The organism is Xenorhabdus budapestensis (genome assembly GCF_002632465.1).
Lineage (GTDB): Bacteria > Pseudomonadota > Gammaproteobacteria > Enterobacterales > Enterobacteriaceae > Xenorhabdus > Xenorhabdus budapestensis.
The window spans coordinates 18,954-45,020 of sequence record NZ_NIBS01000017.1 but is presented as its reverse complement, the minus strand read 5'-3'; the positions used below and the strand labels follow the sequence as shown (position 1 = coordinate 45,020).

The window sequence follows — 26,067 nt, the reverse complement described above, 5'->3', positions numbered from 1 at the left end:
GAAGAATCGCAATGGGAGAAACGATTAGCATTACCGGTGGCCGTGATGAAAAAGTATTTTGTGAAGCTTACAATATCCGGACCTTGGCTGAGGCGGAAGCGATCCAAAAACACATACCCGCCCTCATCCAACAAGAGACTATGGGTAATCGTTGGCTCACCGCCGAGGATATTGAACAGATTACAGAAGCTGAAGGCCGGCTTGCCGTCAAGGTCATTGATAAATTCAAAAGCGGGGAATTTCCGTTAGAGGAATGGAAACATACTCCCCCTGAACCGAATGAGTCTTTGCCTACTAAAGCGCACGATGACAGCCCGAGCGGCACGGGCAACACGATAGGTAAAATCGTCGGTCAGGCATCACAGGGGACGAATCCGCCGCAGGAGGCGAATGCTGCCGTCACACCGGAAACCGAGCAAGAAAAAGGATTTTTGGACAAGGCCGGAGAATGGTGGGATGAGACCAAAGAAGGCGTAACAAAATGGGGGAAAGAAGCCGGAGAAAAACTGGGTGCCGCTTGGGATAATCCGGGAAAAGCCGCCATCGGTGCCGCAAAAGGGGTGTGGAATACGGTGCCTGATGTGGGTGAATTCCTCTTTCGAACGACAGCAGGTATGCCTGCTGCCATGATGTCCGCTTCTGGTACGGTATTGAAATACGCGGGCGCTGACGCGTTAGGCGATACAGCTCTTGCCGCCGCCGATACATGGAATAAGCAGGTTGTCGATAAGGCCGTTGAGTTGAGCCATGTGGATGCCATCCGGTTCGACATCACGGATAAGGCGGAACAAGGGGGGGCGCTGATTTTTGATGGCGTCAGCCTGGCTACGGGCGTGGGCGGGCTGGTCAAAGGTGCGGCCAAACAAGGCGCGAAAGCGACGGCTAAAGCCACTAAACCTGCACCCGGCGCCAAAGTCAAAGAAAAACCCCAGGACGCGCCGGACGCGAAACCCCAGAAAGTGCCGCCCAAAGATGACGCCACACCGTCCAACAAAAAAGACGGCAATGACAATGGGCTATCGACCAAAGAGGGCGACCCGGTCGACATGACCACCGGCGACTTCCTGCAAGTCTGGCCGGTGCTGGCCATACCGGGGTTATTGCCGATAAGCCTCAACCGGACCTACCGCTCCACCGCGGATTTACACGGCCTGTTCGGTCCCAAATGGGCAGATGACTGGTCACTGCAATTGGCTATCGGTCAAGGGGAAATGCACTATACTCATACCGATGGCGTGGTCTACGATTTTGTCACTCCGGATAACCGGGTCTTGTCCCGTAACCAACATCTTCCCCATTGCCTGCTGACGGGAGAACTGACAGGCGAACTGTGCCTGACTGACCGCCTCGCCCAGTTGACGTACCATTTCAGCCCGATTTCAGGCAGCACACGAAAATTGTCCGCCATCACTGACCGACGCCAGAACCGGATTGACTTTATCTACGATAAACACGCCCGGCTGATTGAAGTCACCCGTAATGACGGCCTGCGGTTAAGCCTGCAATATCTGGATGGTCGGCTCCACACGCTTGATATGCATGAAATCCGCGATGGCCAACTTGTCGGGCAACGCCTGCTGACCTGCCAGTATGATCCGCAGGGGTATCTGAACGAATGTGATGCCTTCCAGCACAACCACCTGTGGCACGAGTACGACCAACAGGGACGGATGACACGCTGGCACGATACCGACCAAACTGACCTGACGATAACCTATGACGAACGCGGTCGGGTACTCAGTACCACCTCACCCAGTGGCTACTGGCATGACCGCTTCCGCTACGATGATAACGCCCGTATTACCACTTATCTGGATGGCGAAGGAGGCGAAACCCACTACCACTACGACCCAAACGGGCTGGTGATACGGGAAATTGACCCGCTAGGGCGCATCACCCGCCGCCAATGGCGAGGCAGCCTGCTGATGTGGGAAAGCAATCCATCAGGGCAGATGACGACCTTTGATTACAATGCGGACGGGGCGCTGACCGAGGTGGTATTGCCGACGGGAGAGACCTTTGTCTATGCTTATGACGAACACGGACAACTGACCGAAAGCCACCTCCCTACTGGCGAACGCTGGCAATGGCATTATGACGAACAGGGCAACCTGACCGCGCTGACCAACCCGCTCGGCCATCGGGAAGAATACCAATATGGTCTCCACGGTGAATTACGCCAGCGCTTGCTGCCGGACGGCCAGACGTGGCACTACGCCTATGATGAACACCAGCGCCTCGCCGCCGTGATGATGCCAAACGGCGAAACCACGGGGCTGGAGCTGGATGAACTGGGTCGCCTGCGCCAAATCACCGATGCCCTTAAACAACAAACCCACTACCGCTACAGTGACGCCCATGCCAGCCTCAATGGCAGCCTGACCGAAGTTGAACTGCCGGATGGCGTTACTCAGAAACTGGAATATGACAGTGAACGGCGCGTGGTGGCGGTCACCGACGGCGAAGGCCGTACCACTCGCTACACTTACGGCGCATTTGACCTGCTCAATCAGGTTACCCGACCTGATGGCACTATCTTGCGCTTTGGCTATGACCGTCTGACCCGTCTGAATTCGGTCACCACCTCCACGGGTGAAACTTATCGCTATGAGCGTGATGCCGCTGGCCAGATCATCCGGGAAACCGATTTTACCGGACGTACCCTCGAATATCAGTACGATAAACTGGGGCGCCGCATACAGACTAGCTATCCCGATGGTCAGCAACTTCGCTGGTACTATTCCACTGCGGGCTTACTGGTCAAACAGGAAAGCTGGCAGCCGGAAGAAAACCAACGGGTGCTTAAAAACACCACTACTTACGAATACAACAAACGGTATCAATTGGTGAAAGCCACTAATGCCGATGCTATCGTTGAGTACGAGTATGACAAAACCACCGGCCAGCCGATCTGTGAACGTATCAATGGACGGGAAATCACTCGCAAATGGGATAACCTAACCGGACGTCCAGTCAGTGAAAGTGTGGATGGCAATACCCTGCACTTTGGTTATAACCTGTCGGGGGACCTGAATCACTTTCAGCTCAACCAGCATGAGCCATTGACATTCCAGCATGATGCACTGGGGCGGGAAGCGGTACGCGAAAGTGCCAACGGTTTTATCCTTGCCAGCCGCTACACCGCAACCGGTTTACTGGCGCATCAGTCGGCAGGACAGGCTACCCAATTTTTCAGGGAAACGCTGACACAGAATGACCCACATTTTCCTCCGCAAGCCTCTGCGGTCAACCGGAGCTGGCAATATGACCGTGCTCATAATGTGCGAGTGATTGACGACAGCCGCTGGGGGCAAACCCGTTACCGTTACAATGCCAACGACCAAATACTGCATACTCTGTTCGAGGGTGCGCGTCCGCATGAAGAGCAATTCAGCTATGATACTAACGGTAACCTGAACCAACATTTGCCTGTGGATGCCTACGGCGCAATGGCACAAATCACGCAGCGTCAAAAAGCCGGGCGGGTGGTGCAGCAGGGGGATATCCGCTATCGCTATGATGACAATGGACGTCTGGTGGAAAAAACCAAACAACGTGACGGATTCCGCCCCCAAATCTGGCGCTACCGCTGGGACACCCAAAATCAGCTTACCCACAGTGAAACCCCGGATGGATCGCGTTGGCATTATCGCTACGATGCGTTTGGGCGCCGAATTCGTAAACTGAAAGTTCACGATGGTAAACTGGCCGCGGCTAATTTACAGTTGTGGCTGGCAGGCAAACCGGATTTAGCACCAAGAGCCGATGCCATCATGGGGCAGGATTACCTGTGGAGCGGCAACCAGCTTATCGAAGAAGCGCTGATTTACGCCGACGGTACCCCCGTGGAAGGTCAGTGTATCCGTTGGTTATATGAACCCGGTTCATTAACGCCGTCGGCACGTTTTGAAAAAGGCAAGCTACACTATATTGTCAGTGATCATCAGGGTACGCCGCGCGAAATGTTGTCCGAGGAAGGGGTACTGGTCTGGGCGCAGCGGCTGACGACATGGGGCAAAGCAGAACGTTTTCAGGTCATCGCCTCCAATAATCCGGATTATCATGTTGGCTGTAACCTGCGGTTTTTAGGGCAGTATGAGGATGCGGAGTCGGGGCTTTGCTATAATCGGCACCGATATTATTCGCCGGAGACGGCGCAGTATATCTCGGCCGATCCTATTGGGTTGTTGGGGGGCGTGAATCCTTACGGGTATGTGCATAATCCAGCGAAGTGGATCGATCCGTATGGGCTTGCGGGCGGGGTAGGCAACAAAGGGGAACCTCCACATCCATATCAAGGAGTTCGAGATGCATCCGAATATTTGCGTTCTATGGGAGTAGGTAGAAATCAAAGAAAACAGGTCATTGACTCATTTGAACTTTCTGGAATGTCTGTACACAAAGCAAGTGATAGCCTTTACGGTACACGTTTCCATGATTTTGGAAAAAGAGCCAGACCTGAAGGACAATATGTGTTTGAAACTTTCACCCCGCAAACCAATAGGAGTGGATTAGCATTGCCTCCTGATTGGAATGGAATGACAGGAATCCAACAGTTTCAGATAAAACCAGGAACGACAATCATCAAAGGGCGAGCAGCACCACAATATGAATTTGGCTCTCAGTATACTGGTGGTGCAGAGCAAATGTTTGTACTTGAACCGTGGAAATATGGATCTCTAATGAAATGAAAACTTCGGGTAAAACGTTTTTGATTGATGCTCTTCAATTGGTTCAGGATGCAATTGAATTACATCAAAGTGGGAAGAATGCACCATTATCTATCGATGTGTTAACTCAGGTAAAAAAAGAGTTAGAGGAAATGATAAGAGTTATGAATCCCCAAGTTTATAAGCCATCTTATCCAAGATTTATCATGGATTGGCCTGATGAAACAGGGGTCATATCAACCTTGGTTGATGTTGCTTATTATTACCAAAAAATAAGAAAGAGCTAATACAAGTGATAAATTCAAAGCCGGAAAGATCCCCATGATCTTCCGGCTTTGTTCTTTTTAAGAGCAGATCAATCTCTACCCTTAGCGCTTTTATAGTCGCCAATGAGTACACACATCCTGAGTTGGACCTGCTGACGTTTGTATTGTTGCCGGGATCTTGCGAGTGTCGTCGCTGTCAGGGATAACTATTATTTTTTTGAGTAGAAATATGGCAGATAAAAAATTGAAGAGAATGACAGAGAAAGAACTGAGAAAAAATCTTACATATTTGGTAGATAAGTACATACCAGATAATGAAAGAAAAAAAGAGCTATACATTTATATTCAACGAGAAAATGTTCCAGTAAAAGGAATATTGGCAGACCTTAATAAATTTGGTGTAAAAACAGTTATGCAAGACGATGGAAAATTAATTAGTGACATTTATTTTCACTACTGTTAGCACACAAAGCTGGAAAGATCCCCATGATCTTCCGGCTTATTGTTATGCGCCTGACATAGCGCGCAGTGCTATAGCATGGCATAGAGGTGATATTCTCACTTCAACAATCAAAAAGGAATACCATGATAACTGTATATCAATATATTTATGATCAGATGATAAAAAAAAGAGAAGAGATACGTAGCTATTTACTGGCTCCGTTGAATGATAATTTACCCGAAAAATATAAACCGATACGTGAACTTTATTATACTGGTTCAGCCAAAGGAAAAACCTATGTGGAGAAAATGATCATCAAAACAGCAGATGATCTTCTTCTTTTCCAACTTGAAAAGATGGATAGACTCCGGTTATTGGAAAATGGTCAGGACATGTTTTCAATGGAGTTGAAATCTGATGAATATAACAGCATTGTTTCTGTTCCAGAAAACCTCAGTTTCTGCTCAATTATGAAAGAGTTGATTGAGGAGGAAAACAATAACCATACTTCGCGGTTTGTTTATTGAATGACCTTGTTAATAAAAGATAAATTACATCGTAATGATGTAATTTATCAATAAAGAACTTATTTATGTTAAAAATAGGGTTGGATTAAGTCCCGATGAAATGTAGTTTCAAACCCAGTGCTTTTGATATTTTATATACCGTATTAAACGATGGGTTGCCTTCGCCGGATAATGCCTTATATATCCCCTCTCGGCTTATTCCTGATTCTTTAGAAATTTGGCTGATATTTTTTATTCTGGCAATGTTGCCTAACGCTTTAAATAAATATTTTGTATCGTTCTCTTCGATAGCGGCATTTAAGTATGCCTGAATATCTTCTTCTGTTTCTAAAAACTCCACAACATCGAATTTTTTTGGTGCTGTTTTCATTTTAAAATCCCCATTCTTTCGCGAGTTGTTTGGCTTTCTTTATATCTGCCTGCTGGCCGCTTTTATCTCCGCCACAGAGTAATAATATGATTTTATTATTTTTATTAGCAAAATAGACACGATAGCCTTGCCCGTAATGTATTCTGAGTTCCGAAACTCCGTTTCCCACAGGTTCAACATCACCAAAATTTCCCTCTTCCATTCTTTCAACTCTGATTAAAATCTTGGCTTTGGCTATTCTGTCTTTTAAGGATTTTAACCATTTTTCAAAATCTTGAGTCCTTTCAATGGATATCATGCGTACCCCTTATTATTGTATATAAATGATATGATGTGTCAACTATAGTTAACACATCAATGCAATTAGCAATAAAAAAGTACTATACGGTTTAGACAGGTATCAGGTCAGAGCCTGTCATCAACATAATCTTGCCGTAGCCGAAAGCAATTTGAACGGGGTTATCCAGCAAACCGGTTTCCGTTAACCAATCGCCAGCCAGATACAGCTCACCATTGTCACGTACCCAATCAATGCCCTGTTTCGGATCATCTTCCACTGCGTGGAACAGGGTAGCCGGATCATCGTCAGGCTTCGCCAACGTCAACATCAGCCCGTTGTTATATTGCTGGATAAGAAACAGGGTATTGGGCGTAAATCCCATCTGCTGCATATCGTCACCACTTAACACACATTCTGGTTTTGCAGCGTCTTCAGTAGAAAATTTAAGTTCCATAGGTTCCTTCTTTGTTGATTAATAAAATAAAATGCGAGCGACTTCGCAAAAGAAAAATTTTGCCATTTCAGTGCAAAGCGCAACTAACGCAGGAGCGTTCAATATTGTGTTTTAATTGATAAAACATGGCATTATGAGTTTATCCTGGTAGCTTTTTACTTAATTTTCCGGGAAATTGCCGCAGCCAGCGTGCCACGGCGATATCATCCCATTCGCCTTCATTCAGGCTTTTTAAGCAATGCCACAGTTCATGAAAATTTTGGGCCGTGATGATCAAACAACCAGGCATCACTCTGATTTTTAACGGATCATTAATAGAGAACCCGGCTTCCAGCAGCCATTTTCCGCTTAAATTGATGGCAGGGATCGTGCGGTTAACCCCCTTGGGGCGGTAAACCACTTTCTGATAACGTTCCGGTTGGGAAATTTTGTAAATGCGAGTGCCTGCAGTAGAATGCGCGTTAGCCATAAGAACTAGTCCTGTAGTTGTTGTGGTTAGCGGTTTTATCGTGTTTCCAGCACGTTAAAGCCGCGTCTAAATTTTCACCGCCACTCTATCCCCCGCCCAAATAACATGCCACTGACAAAAATGACCTTTGCAAAACGGCTCGCAAAATAACGACAGCGAATGTATTCCATTTCTATTGACTATCGGCTCGGAATAGCTGCCTCATACCGGACATCAAAGAGTGGTAAAACCAACAGCCGTATTACCCGCCGCCATTTGGGAAAATGGCAAAGTGAACAAACTTTGCACTATTATTTATAATGTAGTAATGTACCTATATAGCTAATTTAAGCAGGAGGTACAACCATGACTATCACCACTCTCTCCAGCCGGGAGCTGAACCAGGATGTGACCCGCGCGAAGAAAGCAACCAAAAATGGCCCGGTATTCATCACTGATCGCGGCAAGCCTGCGCATGTGCTGTTGAGCATCGAAGAATACCGTCTGCTAACAAAGCAGCATCGCAACATTGCCGATTCGCTGGCGATGCCGGGCGTTGCGGACATTGAGTTTGAACCCCAGCCCGTGACTATCGGCACTCGTCCGGCTGATTTCTCATGATGTATGTACTCGATACCAATGTCGTGTCCGAGCTACGAAAAATTCGCGCTGGGAAGGCTGATCCGAACGTAGCGGCATGGGCTGAAAAAGTTGATGCCGCCGATCTCTTTGTGTCCGCCATCACCATCATGGAATTAGAACTTGGCATTTTATTGATTGAGCGTAAGGACGCCACACAGGGGGCTATACTGCGGGCGTGGCTGGAGCAACATGTCTTACCGGAGTTCTCTGAACGAACCTTGCCTGTCGATACAGCCGTAGCACAACGCTGCGCCCGATTGCACGTACCAGACAGATGCAGCGAGCGTGATGCGCTGATTGCGGCGACAGCGCTCGTGCATGGTATGACGGTAGTCACGCGTAACGTAGCCGATTTTCAGTCCTCAGGGGTGACGCTCCTCAACCCATGGGAGCCGAACCCATAATGATACTCGGAGACTATCGTTAGCAGATTACCGTGTGCGTTGCTGAAGATCTTTCAGCATGTCATGCAATTTCTCAATGGCCTGCGCATTCTCTGCAGCGGATTGCTTGTGACGCGTATCGACTCTGGCCTGTTCAGCAAGCTGTTCCTGCAAGCACCGCCCGGTTTCGGCATCCAGAAAATGATCCCGACTGGCTTCCACTATCCAGCCGGTATCATTGGATGCGTGGCCACTGACCAGAGACGTCCACGCTGAAGCATGACCTGATTTGTCCACCAGCCGTGCCCGAAAGTACAGTTTCTCCCCGGCTGTCAGCCCCTGCAACGTGTGGGTGCGTTGCGGATAGGCAATATCAGCGAACTGCAACGTGTCATCATCTTCTCCGCTTTTGTTGTAGCCAATTTCCGTTTTCAGCAGAATATCGGCCGGATTAGCAAAATCCCAGTCCAACCGAATACCAAAAAGTAGCGGCGTGGTTTGGAAGGACTGCGGTTCCGATGGCGGCCTTGTGTATCTTTCCAGCAGGGTATCCCGTGTGGTCGTCCAAAGACTGGAGATTGCCGCGGCATTCATCGCCCTGACCCGTGCCTCATAACGACCCTCATCGACGTTCGGCACCTCAAGACGCCGGGCGGTCGTCCGGGGCGCGGTTATCCAGTTGCCGTTGTCTTTACGCCATTCGACGTCATAGGCCACGGCACTGTCGGCGGCATCCCATGTGATTTGCAACGTTGCAGTGATTATACCCTGATTGATTGCCGTATCACTGTCGATACGGACATGCTTCGGCGCGGGCTGAACACTGGGTGGAAGAGTAGCCACGGGGCGTTCGTCAATACGGGTGTTCCTGTCGATAAGCGCATACTTGTCTGGGTTATGCTCAACTGCCGTAATCTCAAACGAGACACCGTCTTCCCCTGCTTTGATACCCATCACCCGGAAAGGGTGTTCCACGCTATAGCTGGATTCAATGGACCAGACGGCCCCCGCCTCCGGGAGATCTGAATAAGCATAGCCACCGCTACTCACGGAAACGTCCTGTCCGTTGATCGCGGTAATGAGATCCTTTCCTGTTTTACCGGAAGGCAGGTTGACGACCAACCAGTCCCCCGATTTTGCTGATGGCACCCGATCCAACGTGAGCATATATCGCCTCGGCACAGCCTGAATACGCCCACTTCTGCCGGCTCCTGACAGCAGATTATCCGATATGCCGATAAGGTAACCCGGCAGAGGAATACGCCCCTCCAGTCCAACAGTGAAGGTGACGGTCCGGTCGTGTTCATTGGTATACAGTACCCATTTTCCACGCCGGATAGCTTCACTCTGGCGGGTACAACCAATGGCGGTAATATCGGCCTGCCGGATACCATAGCGACGTATCAGGCGATGCTCAAACACCGGTTCGATCGCATCCTGATAGCCGTTCTGCGGATCAGACCAACTCACCATCGCCGTAGAATAATGGGTTTTCTCACTGGCACTGGCATAGGTGAATTTACCGTCACGTACATTGGCCCCCGTAAAGAGATAATCCCTGTCACGGGGCATATCCGCCAGCACGTTCATGTTATTATTGGCCCAGAACGTCATCCCCCGGAAGATCCCCGCAATATCACGCAACACAACCCAGGCGTCTTCCTGTGACTGAATATACACATTGCAGGTAAAACGGGGCTCTTCGCCACCTTCACCATCCGACACCATCTGATCACAATATTGTGCGATGGTGTACAGATCCCATTTTGCCAGAGTCAGGTTTTCCGCTTTCACCCGGATGCCGATACTGAATCGGTCATTGATCATCAGGTCGTACAGCACCCAGGCCGGATTGTCACTCCATGCCCATTTGAAGGTGCCGTCCCAACTACCATAATAGCGGCGGCTGTCCGGGTTATAATTGGCGGGCACGCGGATGATGCGCATCTTCGGCTCACAGGTGATTTGCGGGATATTGCGGAACTGTTTGGCATCAAACTGAATAAATAACAGGGCCGTTTCCGGGTAGCTTAATTTAGCGTCGATCACCTCAGTAATGGCTTCCACTACCATGGCATCCGCGATCCGGTTGCTGTTTTGTTTTGGCGTCAACCGCCGAAGGCGCACCTGCCAGCCCGAATAAGCAGCGGGTAAATCTACCCGATGGGAACGTTCATATTTGGTGGTAGTTTTGCCATCAACAGCGGTTTTCAGGATTTCCTTGAAAGCGCCGCCATCAGTGGCAAGGTCAATGGCATAGTCAATGCGATAACCCACCGTGTCTCCGTTCTCTTTTTGCTGCTGCAACTGGGGCCACGATAACCGCAGGCGAACCGCTGACAGTTGGGTATTGGTGACCGTCGTGACCCACGAGTTGACCAGTTCAGCACTCACCGTTCGGGCATTTTCGACCGCCGGCATACCGGGAATATAGGCCTGATGGGGCGTACCGGGACGGAATTCCCATTTGACCCCTTCAAAATTAGGCGAGCCATCGGCACCGATAAGTGGCGTGTTATCCAGAAAAATACGTCGGCCATCCAGCTCGCCGGCAAATTCGCCTTCACCGAGGGCAAGAAGGATCTTGGTATAGGAAGTGGATTGCAGCGAGTCCGGTGCTTCCACCGGCGTGCGTGGCTGCTGGCGTCCGCCTTTATTACCCAAAATGGGCTGCTTTTCCATACTTCATCCTCAGCACGTTATTGTTGGTCTTCAGCATAGATACCGGCTGAAATAATAGCGCCACCAATGCGGCGTCTGCCGTAGCCAATAGGTACGGGATTGCCCTGCGCAACCGTATTCACCGGTCCCCCGAACGCATAGGAGGGCTTGTTATCGGGATCTTCGCGCCGGGCCAGTCCGCCCGGCATCGGTGAGAGCATTTGCACCACGCCACCCAACATCATCCCCACCCCGGACATGACCATCGGCGCACCAAACGGGGTTGCCCACAAGAACGTGCCGGCCACCACCATGACCGCGCCCAGAATAGTCTGAAAGACACCGGCATTTTTGCTGCCGATAATCATTGGCGCAATGCGGATATCGTCCTGTCCGGAAAACACCAGCTCTTCCCGGCTGATATTACGTTTTCCGTTAAACACGGCAAAGGTCAGCCCCTGCTCTTTGGCAGTCAGCAGGAAGCGTTCAAACCCTTTCATCAGCACGGATAATGCCCGGATTGCTTCCTGCGGGGTAGAGACAGCCAGTTGATGCACTCGGCCGAACTGAGTCCCCAGTACACCGTAAAGCCGCACGGTGCGTAATGTGTTCATGATGTGACTCCCCTAAACAAAAAATCCGCCGAAACGGATGCGTGACGCAAGGTTATGATGGTGCGTTCCTGCCAGTAGCCATGATAGGGTTCGCGCTTACTGAGCTGCCCGTACAGATGGTGTAACATCAGGCCGTCACCCAGATAAACACCGGCATGGTTGGGTTCATTGGCCTGTACCTGCATAATGATCACATCCCCTGCCTGTAATTCACCGCTACACGCGACAAATCCGGCAGCGGCATACTGTTTCATATACAGATTTTCTCCCCGATCCCACCAGCCATCGGTACGTTCAAAATCAGGGAGTTCAAGAGTTCGTTCCAGTTTGTACCAATCACTCACGATGGCATAACAATCCCAAATACCGTGCACGAACGGGCGACCTATTAATGGCTTAATGCCTGCCATGGGCATCAGAGTACGGATATCCCCTTCCGGCCATGAAACAATCACCCATGGCGTTTGTGACAGATCACATTGGGCTATATCCAACGGGCTCGGTTGTGTCGTCGCATCGGGGTGGCTGTGGACAATGGCAACAATCGTGCCTTGGTCTTCGGCAACAGTATAATCCTCCGGGTGAATACGGAACTGTTCCGTGGATGACGGTGCGGTATTGCGACAGGGAAGATAGTGCTGTCGGCGACGCTGCTGAATGATCAGCCCGCAGCATTCATCCGGGTAGGCGGCTTGGGCATGCGCCATAATGGCGCGGGTGGTCGATTTTCTCAGTATTGTCATAGTTAGCGCCTCAGTAAAGCCGAACCGGGAAACCCGCCAAAGGGCAATTGCTCTGTGTCACCAAAACGTTTTTTACAATCGCTCATTAATCCCCCACAGGCATCAGAGGCCGGATCATCAGTCGGCTTGCCTCTTTCATTAAAATAACGGGTGCCGGTATAGCCACACGGTGACTGGCGATACTGTCCACGGATGCACCATGTACACAGGCTGTGAATTTGCCGGGTCGGAATTTTAATTCCCTGTAAATCGGCGGGAGAAGAGAGCGAAAACTGGATGCTTTCGTTATCTTCCTGAGTTTTGCTGTCGATGTAGAAAACATCGATTTTTTCCTGTTTCGGATCAGCTTGCGGGTTGCCGTCAGGGAAATTACGCGCATCCAGATAATGCGTAAAGGTCATGCGGATCGTGACACGCGCTTGCACCATGTTTTGGTAAGCCAAACACAATGCACTGAGCGTGCCGTCCAGATTGGCCACATTGAGAGTAGGAGATACCGCCCTTCCATCACTGGTCACTTCCAGCCCTTCAATGCTGACGGGCCACGGTTTGTATTCTACACCCTGCCACCAGAGAGATTTCACCGGTAAGTTCCCGCTATTTTCCAGCTCAGCCTCGGTATAAGGGATAGGATGATTGTGAAAGTACAAGACAGGCCCGCCAAATACCGAGCCATCGACAGCCAATAAGACAATTTTACTTCCCGGCTCAAGCCGCTGAAGTGTTGCATTCATGGTCATGATGAAATCCCTTACGGATGATAGATACGGGTGAAGGTCACGGAGAGCGTGAAATAAACGCCATTGGCCTGAACAGTGAATTTTCCTGCCTGATACAATCCCGGTTCAGAGAGCGGATTACGCCATTTAAATGCGCGCCAGCCCTGATGCTCACGCAAAAAAGCGATAATCGGCTGGATATCAGACAGTGTCCCGACAAAAGACAAGGGCCAATTTTCGCGCTGCGCGTTGATCCCATCGCCGGATGTCTGCTTATAACCATCACCGAATTGGACAGCACGTACAATCGGCTCAAACTCGCCACTCGCGCCTATCCTTACAGGAAAATCAAAGGTTTTTATCATCATCGGCCTCCTTTAATCGCAGCACTGAGTTCACCACCTTGACTCAGACTTTTATGCAGCAAAAATTTGAATCGCTGATCGACAAATTTCGCGATGTCCTGCCCCGCAGACTCGGCACCACTCGATGTTTTCGTGTCATGAGTCCCCTCGGAATGGATCACAATATGGACGGAGTTAAAGGTCTGGTTGCCCGTACTACCTGTGGCCTGAACCCCCAGCTTGCCGTCAGCACCCCGTTTTAAAGGTAAGATCGCTTCTGGGCCGGCTTCCCCCATCACCCCACCGCCTTTGGCAAAAGCAAACAGAGTCGGTTGACTGACAATCTGCCCGCTGTACTGACTTAAATCCTCAGATTGATAAACGCCGCCTTTCGCATTCATGATGGGACTCTTCCAGACATCCGGGGTCATTGTTGTGCCAGAACCCATCAAAGACAGGCCGCCTCCCGCCGAAGACAATGCGCTGGCACCCATGCTTCCCATAGCACCCCCAAAGAAACCGAAGAGGGCTTTGGTGATCAATGCCTGTACTGCAATACGAACCAGATCCTGAATAATAGATTGCGCCAGTGAGGCCGACAGTTCCCGCATGGATTCTGAAAAGGATTTTGTGCCCGTCAACATGCCGGTTAACGCACTCCCCGTACGTTGCTCGACCACATCCAGCAGATCCATCTGCATTTTCTGGAAATCCCCTTGCGAGGCGTATAAATCTTTAGCGACAGCCAATTGCGCGCCGTTAGAACGATAAGCGGCAGCAGTCATTAACTGTTCATGACGTTCCTTGCTGATAAGGCCATTGCGGTAATAGCTGTCATAGAGCGCTTGTTGCTCAGTCAGCTGATTTTGCAGTTGCACAACCGGATCGACCTCCCCCGCCCTATCCAGATACGGGGCGGCAATTTGCTTTGCCTGTTCCGCTAATTTGTCTTTCATCGACGTTTGATACAGCGTTTTACTGGCGGACAGGTATTCCTGTTCGGTTAATAACCGTTCGTTATACAGCGCTTTCAGTTCTGCACTGGCGTCTCTTTCCTGCCGGATCAATGCGGCTGCCGGAGCATATTTTTCTGCCAGTTCCAGCCGCTGTTTTTGGTGATTTTCAGCATTGAGTACTTTTAAGCGTTGAAGCTCACTTTCCGAAGCCATACCCGATTTGCCGACTTCATGGATTTTACCCAGCATTTCTTTCTCGCTGAATCGGATGCGATCCAGGCTGATGGCATGGGTCTGCTCAATTTCCTTGCGTAACTGCTGATAAAGGTTAAGTAGTTGTTTGCCTTGTTTCTCTTCTTTGATGAGATCCTGGCCTGTCCACGGATTACCCGTGCCGTTCCCCTCGTATTTTGGCGGCTCAGACGGTGGCTGGTCAAAGATACCCGCTACCGATGTTGCCTGCAGGTTTTTCTTTCTGGCGGTTTTATTTTCTATCCCTTTTAGAACATCTTCTCGCCGACTGAGTAATACCCGACCTTGCTTTTCAACTGCTTTCGGGTCTTCATAAAGAAAACTCAAGAACCCTTTTTGACGATTTTGTAATCGCTTGATTCGGGTTTGAGAATACCGTTCCAGTTGGCTATCAATCTGCTTGAGTTCTTCTTTCAGTTGGTTGATATCATCGTCAGTTTTATCAAGCTCGACGTCCACCTTAATTCTGGAAAGACGTTGCAGTCCAGCCACCGTTTCAACGGTTTCATCCTTTAAGTGCCGCAACCCCTCTCTGGCTTGAACGCTATGGTTATATAATCCATACAAGGCTGAACCCGCCAACATCGCTGCACCAAATGGCCCACCAATCATGGCAAGTGCGCCACGGGCAACTCCCCCGGCGGCAGATAATGCCCGATAGGAATAAGAAAGCCGGCGGTTAGCCGCTTCAAGTTGCCCGGTTGCCTGTGTTTGCAATTTGAGAGCTTCAGTTTCCTGCCGGATCAGGGTTCTTTTTTCTTTTGCGTAATTGACGGAAAGACCGTGCAAACGGTTTGTTCTTTCCAGATATTGAATGTGCCTGCCCTGTGCTTCCGTTGAACGCAGCGTGGCATTGGCCTGTTCAATTGTCCGTTTTGCGGTTTCTGCCTGCTGTTTAGCAACATCACGAGCTGCTTTTTCGGTGGCGCGCCATGCCATCATATTTTCACGTAATCCCGCAGTCAGCTTAGTCGCCATCACAGGAATTAACGTATGCAATGCCACACTGGCAACCAGATTAAAGTTTTCGGACAACGCATTAATCGCATTGGTTGCCCCCTGCACCCCGGTACGTAATGAGCCGTCAGCACTCTGCCCGATTTTCAAAGCCATGCCTTCAAAGGCACTCATCAGCACATCCAGATCAGCCCCAAGGTTATTAGCACGCGCACTGACCTGTTCATAAGCGACCTGCGTTCCGGTCAGAGCTTGGGTCAGTTCTTCCAGTTTTTCCCGCCCGGTGACTAAATTAGACGCCGCACTGACATTCGCCCGCCCGAATAATTTCACCGCCTGTGCGGTCGAGAGGTTTTTGCCCGTCAGGGATCCCAATGCCGACGACAGACCAACAACCGAAGGTTTCAGATTTTTGTCTGTCGAGCGTTCCAGCGCCAGTATCACGTTACGAATGGCAGTGCCTGCCTCGCCGCCTTTAATGCCACGTTCCGCCAGTATCTGGATAGCTGCGCCTAACTCTTCAAAGCTGATCCCTGCCTGTGCCGCTGCGGTGCCACCATTTTTAATGGCCTGCGCCGTTTCGTTAATTTCGGAAGAACCGTATTTCGCCCCAGCCGCCAGTATGTTAATAAAGCGGTCAGCCTGTTCTGCACTGGCACCGAACTGATTAAGCGATAACGCCAATGCACGAGTCGCATCCGGTAAATCAATACCGGATGCCTGCGCCAGTATCACCGCTTTCTCGGTTGCCAACGTCAGTGCCTCGGTACTTTTCAGCAGTTCTGGCTTTGCTGAGGCCATCAGCTTAAACGCCTCAGCAATGCGGGTTGCGCCGAATTCCGTGGTACGTCCAATCCGTTGGGCGTTTTCATCCAGTTTCTTTAACTGCTCGCCTGTTGCACCAGTAATGGCGGACAGGTCAGATAACGCCTGCCCGTATTTACGGGTATGGGAGATAACCGTATTCAGTGAAAAGCCGGTGCCTGCCAGTAACGCCAGTTGCCCGGAAACGGATTTAATATGTGATGCCAGTGAACTGTAGGTCTTTTTCAGTTTCTTGGCATCCAATCCCGCCTTATCCGTAAAACGTTCTGATTCCCGCCCGGCATAACGATAGGCATCCATGATCCGGGATTTAAACGCGGTGGCATTAACCAGCAAGCCGACCGTCAATGTCGATAAATTAGCCATAACTTAACCCAATAATTTCATGACAGCATCACACTGTGCCCGGACCGTATCACACGGAGCAGATACGGATGCAGCAGGCGGACTGTCTGGCTGTTGGCGGTTTTTCAGTCGGTAATAGACCTGCCACTCGTTGAGCGTGGACGCAGGCAAGGACAAGATACGATAAGGGTCGATTTCACCGAGCTGTTCAGCTAACGTGAAGGCAAAATGCAGCCACGGCGAGTAGATTAGTTTTTTTCGGCCTCCTCCAGTGTGCCGATGGAATGACGCTTCACGGTCTGGATGGCTTCAATCAGGGTGGCGTTATCATGGACGATCATCAATTCCTCTGCGGTGGGCAGATAATCGGCGGGAATAGATTTACCCTTATCATCCACCAGACAATCCAATACCATCTGAACATTCAGGCGGGAGGCCCCACGCCCGTCTCCCGCTTCACTCAGCTTTTCAGCTTTTTCTTCCAGCTCCAGCAGTTCTAGTGCCGTCATCCGGCGCAGGTTGATTTGAGTACCGAACAGTTCCACCACTTTAATCTGCGGACGCGGAGTGAGTAAGGCCGCTTTCAGTGCTTTCATTGGGTCACTCCTGTTTTGATGTCTGCGATACCCCAAACAAGGTTGTTTTGTTTGCCTTTGACGGTCATCTGGATCACTTCATTCGCCGGGGCGTTAATGTCGTTCATTTCCCAGCCGGAAAGCGCCAGTACCATCGTGGCAGTACGTTTATTCGGCAGAGCGATGTAAAACTGCACGGTTTCGCGCTTTTCAGCCGCGTTCAGGAAAGAGACGAAATTTTCGTTCGCCGGATCATCAATAAAACCGAGGGATTTTTCCGGGCCTTCCGGCATATCGGAGATAAACTGCTTATTGGTATCCATCAGGGTGGTGCAGTCGACAAAACTGCCGGTCAGCCCTGTTGCACCCAGTGTCTTACAGTTAATTAACGGTTTCATTTGCGTCACGCTATCGCCCGGTTTGCCGAACTTCACCAAAGTACCTACCGGCAATACAGCGTATTCAGGGGACGTTGCCATGATGTTTTACTCCAATCTTATTGGTTGTAACCGTCCAGTGCATCACGGATTTCCCGCGCCAGCACGTTTAAAACGGCCTGTTTGTTGTAATCCAGCGCCGGACGGATAAACGGTTTTGGCACTTGTTTGATGGTGCCCATTTCCTGCGCCAGTGCTTTCATGCGGTGTGTTTTCGCCGGGCCAACCGTGATCATCACGTCCCCCTGATATTTCGTGGATTTTGTGGTGCGGATAAGGATATTATCCCGCAGATGCGCGGCGTTGCTTTTCTTGTCATAACCGGCATGAGCCTGCATATCTTCCTGTACAATCTGCATCGCAACTTTACCGGCTTTTCGCATCATGTCAGTCTGGAGAGTGGTATCCAGCGCCTGCAATTTGCGTCCCAGCTCTGCCCATCCCGTCGTTTGTGCTGTGATCATGCCGGATTCTCCGTGTAAGTGATGATAAAGTCCCGTGTGATACGGTAACGCTTGCGATTTCCGGTCAGCTCTTCCGCCTCCTGATGCAAGAGCCCGCGTGAAACAGTTTGCACCGGATAACCACCGAGCAGGCCATGCTGCACGGATTCCCATGCGGAACGGATTTTCGCTTCCAGCCTCAGGGCCTGGGTGTAATCATTCAGCACCATAATGCTGATTTGGAAGCGCGCTTCGATTAACGGCGAAGCCACCAGCCCGATATTAAATCGGGGATCGCTGATGCGCTGATAGGTCACTCCCTCTAATACCGTCGAGGGCAATATCAACGGATAAACCGGCAGGCTCGTTAACCGTTCTAAATCGGCTTTAAGTTCAGATTCAATCATGACGCACATCTGCCTCCGTGGTAATCACTGCGCGGTCAGCAAGGTTGCGATCAATGGTGCGTACCGTGAACCTCCGCTCCTGATGTTCAATCAGCCAGCCCGGTTCGATATCACGCCGGGGCCTGACGGTAAATTGCTGTACCTCGACCACCTGTTGTTGGTCAGCAGTACGGATCTTTCGGTTTGACAGGGCTTCGGCTTTCGCCCAGACGGTGGCAACATCATGATGACTGATCATTTCTGAACCCAGTTCATCACGACTGCTCACCGGACGAAGTAACCGGATGCGATAACGCAGTTCCCCTGCTTTCATGTGGTTCTCCTATAACGGAATAAAACGATAGGGTTCCAGCAATGCCTGAAAGCCCATCGGTAATGACTGGGCCTCCCGGTTGTCGTACCAGAACCCTACAATTAACATAATCGCCAGTGCCACATCGTCGATAACGAGCAGACCATCAGGATCATCCTCCGGCACTGCGTTCTCATACAGGCGACGGTTCAGGTAGCTTTCTGCCCGTTTGATGGCCGCGCGGGAATACGTGTTTAATAAATCATCTTCGGCGGGGTTATCACTGTCGATACGGCACTGCTGCCGAAGCAGATCAAGCGTGGGAAAAGGCATGTACTCTCCTGATAATAAGGTGGTTAGGCCTTACCTTCTGCTACTTTCAGCAGTTTCACTGCGTTGCTGTCCACCAGCAGAGAACCCACCCGTTTAGTGGTGTAGAAGTGAATAAACGGTTTGTGCGTGTACGGATCACGTAACATACGCACCCCGAGGCGATCCAAAATGGTGTAGCAGCGTTTGAAGTTACCGAACGCCATCGGCACGGCACCTGTGCTCAAATCAGCAAACTGCTCGTTTTCCGCGATACCGTAACCCAGCAGAGAAGACGGTTGCCCCAGTTGCAGACCCGGCTGCCACAGATAGTTGCCCTGACTGTCTTTCAGAGTGCGTACCTGAAACAGCATTTTGTTGTTCATCATGAACTTTGCTCCGGTGCGGTACGGTTTACGCAGGGTGTAGATCAGTTGCATGACTTCATCCGCGGTCACCTCGGTCGCTTTTTTCAGCATCAGATGCTGTAACTTACCCCATTTACGGTCTTTGTCTTCCTGCACATCACTGCCGTAGGCCAGCAAACCTTTCGGTTTATTTTTGCCGTCACCGTGGGTAAAAGCACTCTCCTCCTGCTCAGCAAACTCTTGTGTCAGTTCAGATGAGATAAAGGCTTCCACATCGAAAAAGGCATCATCCAGCATGGTCTGGGTCGCGGCAGGATTGCCGTAAATCTCGCCCCATGTCGGTTCGATTGGCGTCAGCTTCGGCGTTTTAGTTTCCGGGCGCTCATCGGTTTCGCCCACCCAGCCGCTGTTAGCACCACCCTGATTCACCAGCCGCTTGAAGTTCGGGCTGCCTACGGAGACCACGTTACACTCCGCCCGCATCACCACTTCCTCTTTCAACGCGCTGATAATATTGCGATCCAACGCCTCCGGGACGGCATAGCCTCCTTCAGGATCGGCAGTGGTCTGCATCGCTTTTTGCTCCAACTCTGACAAACCGTCTTCTTTGCCCTTGCGGATAAACTGGGCAAACGCCGCTTTGTGCTCGCTCACCGCTGGCGTATTGCTGCCGCCTGCCGGACGTTTCAGCCCCGCCAGCTCCTCTTCCAGCGCGGATTTCAAGCTGTCCAGCTCAGACAGTTTGCCATTCAGGGTATCCACCTGCTCGGACAACTTACCTTTCTGAGCTTCGATTGCCTCAATACGCTGATCGTTCTTCTGTCTGAATTCATCGAAACGCTGCTGAATTTCCTGCGCAACCTGTTGTACATCTTTGACTTCAATAGCCATCAAAAACTCCGGTTAGTTAAAATGTAATGATTCCAGTGCAGTTAATGCCGAGACGGTCTCAGCATCACGCAAAGACAAGGCTCCGTAGCCCTCCTCCATAAAGACCCTGGCCTGAGAGCGGGAGAGTCCAACATCGCGCAGGACCCGTTCAATACGACTGGGATTGGGGATATCACCTCGGGCAAAGGCCGATTTCACGTTGCTCACCCGGGCATCCTCGTTGGCGGGAAAGGTCACTAGGCTCACTTCCCATAAATCGAGATCTTTCAGTAAAAAAGCCTCTTTTGTCCGGTCATATTCCCAGTCTTTCAGGATGTAGCCGATAGACAGACCGGAGAGTGATCCTGCTTTCATATGGGCATGGGCACGTTTTGCCAGCGGATCGTCATCAATCAACAGTCGCCCTTTGAGATACAGCCCTGTCTCGTCTTCTTTCATTTCGGTATAGATACCGATGGGTTCATCCATTCGGTGCTGCCAGAGCAGCGCAGGCAGGCCGCCTTTTTCGCCCCATTGCTTCAGCGTATTGGCAAAAGCGCCGGGTAAAACGATGTCGTTAGCGCTGTCTTTGAGTCCGAACACTGAGCCGTAACCCTCAAACTCACCGGAATCGCTGACCGATTTGATTCTCAGGGGCATATCAAGCCGTTGCTTGGTTATCATCGGCATGGGATTCTTCCTCTTTTGTCGGGGCTTGTTCGGGTTTCGTGGTCATGTTCATCGGCGTGAGATAAATATCACCGCCCTCGCGGGGATTGAGTTCTTCCAGCTCCCGGCATTCGTTCGGTGCATAAATGCCCCAGTTAATGCCGGTGGCATAGGCTTCAAAGCGGGATTTCATGTCCCCGCGTAGCAAAGCCCCGGTGTTGAACTTGGCATAAAACCGCCCCTGTTTAGTAGTTTTAACCAGCCCGGCATTGATACGCTGTTCAATGCGGGTGAGGTAAGGTACCAGCGAGTAATTAATAAACCCGATCCCCAGATTTTCGATGTTGTTAAAGGTGGCGCGGTCGGTGTTCTGCACCATATGCAACGGTACCCGGAAGATGCGGCAGATTTCCTCAAGCTGAAACTTGCGGGTTTCCAGAAACTGCGCATCCTCAGCCGATAAACTGATTTGATGCCATTTCAGCCCCATTTCCAGAATCATCGGCTTATGAGCGTTGACCAGCCCCTGATGACGGGCTTCAAAATCCGTTTTCAGCCGGTGATACGCCTCGTCTTTCAGTGCCTGATCCGTTTGCAGTACGCCACTGGTGACTGCCCCGTTACCGAATAACCGTGAACCGTGCTCTTCGGTCGCCAGTCCTAACCCTATCGCCTGCCGCGCATAGGCAATCGGACTTAACCCGGTCAGGCCATCCAGCGTAAAAATACGCACATGCCAGAGTTCATCCTGTGTCAGTGTCCGGTTTTCTCCGTTCGGAAAGGTCACCTGATATTTCGGCTGCCAGTCATTATTGAGTTTTGAGGTGACGCAGCCCGGATCGAGGGGCAGTAACTCCACCACTTCCCCAAGTACTTTTATTTTGTAAGCGTAGAAATTTCCCCGCAGACACAGACAGGCAATCAGCAGTTCCCAGAACTCCTGCGGAGTCATGTAGTTATTGGGTTTTACCGACAGCAGCTTATGCAGCCGTTCACGGGTTGCCCGTTTATTGCCGCGATCCAGTTGCTCATACAGCGAACAGGGCAGCATGCCGACCGATTCCGCCAACACCCGCACACAACTGAACACGGCGGTGAGCTGCATGGCTAACTGCGGACTGACCCGCCGTCCACTGTAAGAGTCATAAGACAGGCCGATCAGCTCACTTAAGTCACGGGAGGTCATGGGGTCGGCGGATTTGTAAAATAATCCGGGAAAAAACATCAGGTCTCCTTATCGGGTTTCTGGCTCAACATACGTGAGACCAGATACGACCAGCCGAGGCACAGGCTGCCGGCAACCATAAATCCTGCGGCCGGTAGCAGCAGCCATGCACCGTAAGACAGCAAAGTGCCGCCTGCCAGCCCAACCAACAGGGCAGCAATCATTAATCCTTTCATGAAAAAACCTCAGAGTGAGCGAACACCGTGGGAGATCAAATGATCTGAGAGACTGGGTTCTTCGTGCAAAATAGCCCGCCCCATCGCCATAATCAGCGCTACCGCGCCATCAATTTTGCTGTCTTTATGCTCTTTAATCGGGCGCACGATATCATCATTACCTCCCATCGTTTTCCCGACGACATTACCGATACACCACGACATGATCGGGTTACCGTCATGATGGAAACGCCCGGACTGGATGGCGGCCTCCAGCTCTTTCATCGGATCGCTCATATGAGTAAAATTCTGAGTAATGATGATGGGATTAATACCCTCGTCCGCCAGTGCGTGAGATAAGCCGGTTGCCCCAAAGGGATCAATCGGGGCTTCATTAACCGGGTTCAGGTGACAAGCGAGCTTGGCTTCTTCAAGAATGTAACGGTAATCGACTTCAGCGCCTTCTGTGACAGTCAGCATATCCATTTCCACCCACTTCTGAAAACGCTCGGCGCTGCGCCGATTTTCGTTCTGCTCCACACTGTATACAGTGTCGTATGGCACCCAGAAACGTGGGGCGATACTGTAGAAATGCCGTTTACCGTCTATTTCACGCGAAAAAAGCCGTGCCATACTGTTCATATCCAGCTTTCGGGCGAGATCAAAGGCCAGAAAACAGGGCTGACCCTCGCACTGCTCCAGCGTCAGTGAAGTATCTTCACACTGCTTCCAGCTCACCATATTGAAGTAAGCCTCCCGCGCAGACACCCAGATATTCAGGTGTTTGGTCTTGAATACGCTGGCTAAACGCGGGTTATTCAGGGCGCGTTGTTGCTGGCTCAGCAAAAAATCAGCATAGACCGAGACGCCCATATTGGGATTGGCTTTGCGTAATACGTCCGGTGAGGTCCAGTCATCGCCCTCGTCCACGGTATAGATCACGCCGAACAGCTCTTCATTGGGTACATTGCCGGACAGCATTTCAATCACTTCGCGCCGCTTGTCATAGCAAGGCCCTTCAATGTTGTAACCTGCCGTGGTGATCGCCCACATCAGCGGCTGACGCCGTGCCCCCATCCCCGTCAGCATGGTGGTATAAAGATCATCAGTATCGTGTTCATGATATTCGTCCACAATCGCACAACTGGGTGACTGCCCATCTCCGGGATTGCCGATCAGCGGCTCAAACCGGGCACCGTCTGCCGGGCGGTTCATATTGGAAGCATTCACTTCAATGCCGAATGCCTCAAGTAGCAGCGGAGTCCGCTTGCACATCAGGCGGGCAGGCCGGAACACTTCCCACGCCTGTTTCTCCGTAGTCGCGCCGGAATAGACTTCCGCGCCGAATTCGTCATCACAAGTAAAGCAATAGAGTGCCACCCCCGCTGAAATTGCGGATTTGCCATTTTTACGCGGAATTTCGGTATAGACTTCCCGAAAGCGGCGTAACCGGCTGCCTTTATGCACCCAGCCAAAGGCCGAGCAGACAATAAATAACTGCCACGGCTCCAGCGTGATCGGCATACGCTTAAACGCCCATTCTCCCTTGGTATGCGGCAGCAGCTGAATAAATTTTGCGGCACGTTCGGCCAAATCTTTATCGAACCGATACTTAAATGCTTTTGTCTTTTCCTGACTCACGTTGTCCAGATGGCGCTGGCAGGCCTCTTTGACATAACGCCCGGCCTCAATCTTGCCGCGTACCACATCACGGGCGTACTGGTTCGCGGCATTGACATTCAGATAAGCTTTGCGGCTCATGATGAAATCATCCTCATAAACGGGTTGTCCGTTTTGGCCTGTCCGGCCGCCCCAATCAGGCGCTGGCGGCTGCTGGGATCTAAACCTAGCATGGAACCGGTCGTATCCATTTCAGACTGTTGCTCTTTTTTGGCGGTCAGCTCTGGATTTTTAATCGGGCCGCCAGTTGCCCCGGTCACGGTATTGCCCTGCTGGGCAATATTCACCACAGCGTTGCGCCAGAATTGGTAAGCCACACACCAGCGTTCGAGCACCGCGAGGTCAGTCACGCACAGTAACCCCTGTGCGCATAACTCCTTGCTGGTTAGCTCCCACATCACCCCAGCCAGCGACATTTTACTCTCAGCAAACCAGTCCGGCGGTGAAACACTTATCAACGGGGTAAAAGTCGGTTCATCCCGGTTCAGCTTGCGTTTGCCCGGATTGCCTGCCAGTGCTTTGCGTGCCGTCGGCTTGGGGCGACGACCTGACTTGCCCGCCGTTCCGGCCATACACAGCACCTCCCGTGCTCAAAAACAGTGAAAGAGGGATAAAAGCATCCGATTTAAATTTCATTTTTCGCGGGTATGAAAAAAGACCCAAGGTGGCGGTCCTTGGGAGCAAGAGAGGTAGGGATTTGACCCGCCCCTCCCCCGATAACGATAACATCTACAATGATTGCCATTAGAAATTAATATTCACTCAACCTTTAGCGTAATCGCTCTGTCGCGGTCTTCTGTCGATGGCAGGATTCACACAATAACTGTAAGTTGCTTAACGCATCAGTGCCGCCGTGGGCTTTGGGTTGGATATGGTCAACCGTGGAGCCGGTGACCTCTCGCCCCCGCCGTAAGCAGTGCTGGCACAGGTGGTTATCCCGCTGTTTGACTCGTATCTTTAGCTTATCCCATTTGTTGCCGTAGCCACGGGCATGTCGGCTCTTACCCTGTTGGTGATATTGCCAGCCTATGTGCAGATGTTCAGTACAGTAACCACTGCGATCGGTAGTGGTTTTGGGGCAACCTGACTTGCGGCAGGCGCGAGGGATGCGGGGTGGCATATTCTGGCCTCCACATAGCAAAAAACCACCCGAAGGTGGTTTACTTGAATTCTATTAAACCTTTAGTCAGTTCTGGTAATACATCTAATAATACATCCCTTTCCATGCTTCCACAGATATAAGAGTAATGAAAAGGCATAAAGTTATTAAACTTATCCTTATATTTAGTTTCAAACTTGTTGGTTCCAGTTTTGCTAACCATTAATGCTATTTTTAATGATGCAAATTGGGTAAGCAATAAATCATAAGTACCATCAAGTTTGCTTAATTCAGTTGAGTATTGCATTCTTTCGTCACTTGTTATTATATCAGGGCATTTGTCAAGACAAGAGATATATTGCATCAGTGCAGTAGCCCATAGTTGTTCTTCCTTCACTATCAATTGATTTTTCCAAGCAGACGCGTTAAACAAAGCTACTAATACAGCGAAAAAAGTTGCAATTCCCGCAAACCAAGTACCAAACATTGCCCAATATGCCCATTTGGCTGATTGCTGTGCCGCTATCATGGCTTCAAAACTAATCAAATCTGTATCCATAAAGAACCTCATTAAGTGATCGTGAGGTTATTATCCTTGAAAAAAATTGGAACTTTCAATATGTTTTGTGACCTTGAGTTT

30 protein-coding genes are annotated in these 26,067 nt (G+C 50.6%); 6 read left to right on the top strand and 24 right to left on the bottom strand.

Annotation, left to right across the window (positions count from 1 at the left end; translation table 11 throughout):
• Nucleotides 1-11: 11 nt before the first annotated feature.
• The 4 genes from Xbud_RS14160 (at nt 12) to Xbud_RS14145 (ending at nt 5,905) form a co-directional block, all read left to right on the top strand.
• Nucleotides 12-4,691, top strand: coding sequence for an RHS repeat-associated core domain-containing protein (locus tag Xbud_RS14160; protein ID WP_244589969.1), 4,680 nt, complete (start codon nt 12-14; stop codon nt 4,689-4,691).
• On the top strand, nt 4,688-4,957 hold the full coding sequence (locus Xbud_RS14155) for a hypothetical protein (protein ID WP_099136662.1): 270 nt from the start codon (nt 4,688-4,690) through the stop codon (nt 4,955-4,957). The genes Xbud_RS14160 and Xbud_RS14155 overlap by 4 nt, the downstream gene beginning before the upstream one ends.
• Before the next feature lie 232 nt (nt 4,958-5,189).
• Nucleotides 5,190-5,399, top strand: a complete 210-nt coding sequence (locus Xbud_RS14150; protein ID WP_099136684.1) for a hypothetical protein — start codon at nt 5,190-5,192, stop codon at nt 5,397-5,399.
• A gap of 122 nt (nt 5,400-5,521) precedes the next feature.
• Nucleotides 5,522-5,905 (top strand): transposase, encoded by a 384-nt coding sequence (locus tag Xbud_RS14145; RefSeq protein WP_099136661.1) that lies wholly within the window; start codon nt 5,522-5,524, stop codon nt 5,903-5,905.
• 85 nt (nt 5,906-5,990) lie between these two features.
• On the opposite strand, the gene Xbud_RS14140 is transcribed toward Xbud_RS14145, so the two are convergent.
• The 4 genes from Xbud_RS14140 to Xbud_RS14125 all read right to left on the bottom strand — a co-directional run bounded on the left by Xbud_RS14140 (nt 5,991) and on the right by Xbud_RS14125 (nt 7,478).
• On the bottom strand, nt 5,991-6,275 hold the full coding sequence (locus Xbud_RS14140) for an addiction module antidote protein (RefSeq protein WP_099136660.1): 285 nt from the start codon (nt 6,273-6,275) through the stop codon (nt 5,991-5,993).
• A gap of 1 nt (nt 6,276) precedes the next feature.
• Nucleotides 6,277-6,573 (bottom strand): type II toxin-antitoxin system RelE/ParE family toxin, encoded by a 297-nt coding sequence (locus tag Xbud_RS14135; protein WP_099136659.1) that lies wholly within the window; start codon nt 6,571-6,573, stop codon nt 6,277-6,279.
• Nucleotides 6,574-6,664: 91 nt separating this feature from the next.
• Entirely contained in the window at nt 6,665-7,009 is a 345-nt protein-coding gene (locus tag Xbud_RS14130) for a SymE family type I addiction module toxin (protein ID WP_099136658.1), read from the bottom strand.
• A 139-nt stretch (nt 7,010-7,148) separates the two neighbouring features.
• On the bottom strand, nt 7,149-7,478 hold the full coding sequence (locus Xbud_RS14125; protein WP_099136657.1) for a SymE family type I addiction module toxin: 330 nt from the start codon (nt 7,476-7,478) through the stop codon (nt 7,149-7,151).
• 345 nt (nt 7,479-7,823) lie between these two features.
• On the opposite strand from Xbud_RS14125, the gene Xbud_RS14120 reads away from it, so the two are divergent.
• Nucleotides 7,824-8,078 (top strand): type II toxin-antitoxin system Phd/YefM family antitoxin, encoded by a 255-nt coding sequence (locus Xbud_RS14120; protein WP_099111885.1) that lies wholly within the window; start codon nt 7,824-7,826, stop codon nt 8,076-8,078.
• On the top strand, nt 8,078-8,503 hold the full coding sequence (locus tag Xbud_RS14115; RefSeq protein WP_099136683.1) for a type II toxin-antitoxin system VapC family toxin: 426 nt from the start codon (nt 8,078-8,080) through the stop codon (nt 8,501-8,503). The genes Xbud_RS14120 and Xbud_RS14115 overlap by 1 nt, the downstream gene beginning before the upstream one ends.
• Before the next feature lie 27 nt (nt 8,504-8,530).
• Here Xbud_RS14115 and Xbud_RS14110 read toward each other — a convergent pair whose 3' ends face one another.
• From Xbud_RS14110 to Xbud_RS14015, 20 genes are all read right to left on the bottom strand, one after another.
• The gene (locus Xbud_RS14110) at nt 8,531-11,164 is read right to left on the bottom strand and encodes a TipJ family phage tail tip protein (protein WP_099136656.1); all 2,634 of its coding nucleotides are present in this window, start codon (nt 11,162-11,164) and stop codon (nt 8,531-8,533) included.
• A gap of 17 nt (nt 11,165-11,181) precedes the next feature.
• Nucleotides 11,182-11,757, bottom strand: a complete 576-nt coding sequence (locus tag Xbud_RS14105) for a tail assembly protein (protein ID WP_099136655.1) — start codon at nt 11,755-11,757, stop codon at nt 11,182-11,184.
• Nucleotides 11,754-12,500 carry a C40 family peptidase gene (locus Xbud_RS14100; protein WP_099136654.1) on the bottom strand — a complete coding sequence of 249 codons (747 nt, stop codon included), beginning with the start codon at nt 12,498-12,500 and terminating at the stop codon, nt 11,754-11,756. The genes Xbud_RS14105 and Xbud_RS14100 overlap by 4 nt, the downstream gene beginning before the upstream one ends.
• 2 nt (nt 12,501-12,502) lie before the next feature.
• The gene (locus tag Xbud_RS14095; RefSeq protein WP_099136653.1) at nt 12,503-13,240 is read right to left on the bottom strand and encodes a phage minor tail protein L; all 738 of its coding nucleotides are present in this window, start codon (nt 13,238-13,240) and stop codon (nt 12,503-12,505) included.
• An 11-nt stretch (nt 13,241-13,251) separates the two neighbouring features.
• Entirely contained in the window at nt 13,252-13,587 is a 336-nt protein-coding gene (locus Xbud_RS14090; protein WP_339353662.1) for a phage tail protein, read from the bottom strand.
• On the bottom strand, nt 13,584-16,919 hold the full coding sequence (locus tag Xbud_RS14085; protein ID WP_099136651.1) for a phage tail tape measure protein: 3,336 nt from the start codon (nt 16,917-16,919) through the stop codon (nt 13,584-13,586). Before Xbud_RS14085 ends, Xbud_RS14090 begins: the two co-directional genes overlap by 4 nt.
• 227 nt (nt 16,920-17,146) lie before the next feature.
• The gene (locus Xbud_RS14075) at nt 17,147-17,494 is read right to left on the bottom strand and encodes a phage tail protein (protein ID WP_099136649.1); all 348 of its coding nucleotides are present in this window, start codon (nt 17,492-17,494) and stop codon (nt 17,147-17,149) included.
• Nucleotides 17,491-17,952 (bottom strand): phage tail protein, encoded by a 462-nt coding sequence (locus tag Xbud_RS14070; protein WP_099136648.1) that lies wholly within the window; start codon nt 17,950-17,952, stop codon nt 17,491-17,493. Before Xbud_RS14070 ends, Xbud_RS14075 begins: the two co-directional genes overlap by 4 nt.
• A 17-nt stretch (nt 17,953-17,969) precedes the next feature.
• Nucleotides 17,970-18,374 (bottom strand): HK97-gp10 family putative phage morphogenesis protein, encoded by a 405-nt coding sequence (locus Xbud_RS14065; RefSeq protein WP_099136647.1) that lies wholly within the window; start codon nt 18,372-18,374, stop codon nt 17,970-17,972.
• The gene (locus tag Xbud_RS14060; protein ID WP_099136646.1) at nt 18,371-18,760 is read right to left on the bottom strand and encodes a hypothetical protein; all 390 of its coding nucleotides are present in this window, start codon (nt 18,758-18,760) and stop codon (nt 18,371-18,373) included. The genes Xbud_RS14065 and Xbud_RS14060 overlap by 4 nt, the downstream gene beginning before the upstream one ends.
• The gene (locus Xbud_RS14055; protein WP_099136645.1) at nt 18,753-19,073 is read right to left on the bottom strand and encodes a phage head closure protein; all 321 of its coding nucleotides are present in this window, start codon (nt 19,071-19,073) and stop codon (nt 18,753-18,755) included. The genes Xbud_RS14060 and Xbud_RS14055 overlap by 8 nt, the downstream gene beginning before the upstream one ends.
• Before the next feature lie 9 nt (nt 19,074-19,082).
• Nucleotides 19,083-19,385, bottom strand: coding sequence for a head-tail connector protein (locus Xbud_RS14050; RefSeq protein ID WP_099136644.1), 303 nt, complete (start codon nt 19,383-19,385; stop codon nt 19,083-19,085).
• 23 nt (nt 19,386-19,408) lie between these two features.
• Entirely contained in the window at nt 19,409-20,620 is a 1,212-nt protein-coding gene (locus Xbud_RS14045) for a phage major capsid protein (RefSeq protein ID WP_099136643.1), read from the bottom strand.
• A gap of 12 nt (nt 20,621-20,632) precedes the next feature.
• Nucleotides 20,633-21,283, bottom strand: a complete 651-nt coding sequence (locus Xbud_RS14040; RefSeq protein WP_099136682.1) for an HK97 family phage prohead protease — start codon at nt 21,281-21,283, stop codon at nt 20,633-20,635.
• A complete protein-coding gene (locus tag Xbud_RS14035; protein WP_099136642.1) occupies nt 21,261-22,493 on the bottom strand; it encodes a phage portal protein in 1,233 nt (410 codons plus the stop codon). Before Xbud_RS14035 ends, Xbud_RS14040 begins: the two co-directional genes overlap by 23 nt.
• Nucleotides 22,493-22,669: a hypothetical protein gene (locus tag Xbud_RS19850; protein ID WP_169923074.1), complete on the bottom strand. Its 177-nt coding sequence runs from the start codon at nt 22,667-22,669 to the stop codon at nt 22,493-22,495. The genes Xbud_RS14035 and Xbud_RS19850 overlap by 1 nt, the downstream gene beginning before the upstream one ends.
• Nucleotides 22,670-22,678: 9 nt before the next feature.
• Nucleotides 22,679-24,409 carry a terminase large subunit gene (locus Xbud_RS14030; protein ID WP_099136641.1) on the bottom strand — a complete coding sequence of 577 codons (1,731 nt, stop codon included), beginning with the start codon at nt 24,407-24,409 and terminating at the stop codon, nt 22,679-22,681.
• Nucleotides 24,406-24,900, bottom strand: coding sequence for a phage terminase small subunit P27 family (locus Xbud_RS14025; protein WP_046335918.1), 495 nt, complete (start codon nt 24,898-24,900; stop codon nt 24,406-24,408). The genes Xbud_RS14030 and Xbud_RS14025 overlap by 4 nt, the downstream gene beginning before the upstream one ends.
• 197 nt (nt 24,901-25,097) lie before the next feature.
• Entirely contained in the window at nt 25,098-25,448 is a 351-nt protein-coding gene (locus Xbud_RS14020) for an HNH endonuclease (RefSeq protein WP_046335920.1), read from the bottom strand.
• A gap of 40 nt (nt 25,449-25,488) precedes the next feature.
• Entirely contained in the window at nt 25,489-25,986 is a 498-nt protein-coding gene (locus tag Xbud_RS14015) for a hypothetical protein (protein ID WP_145956640.1), read from the bottom strand.
• Nucleotides 25,987-26,067 lie beyond the last annotated feature (81 nt).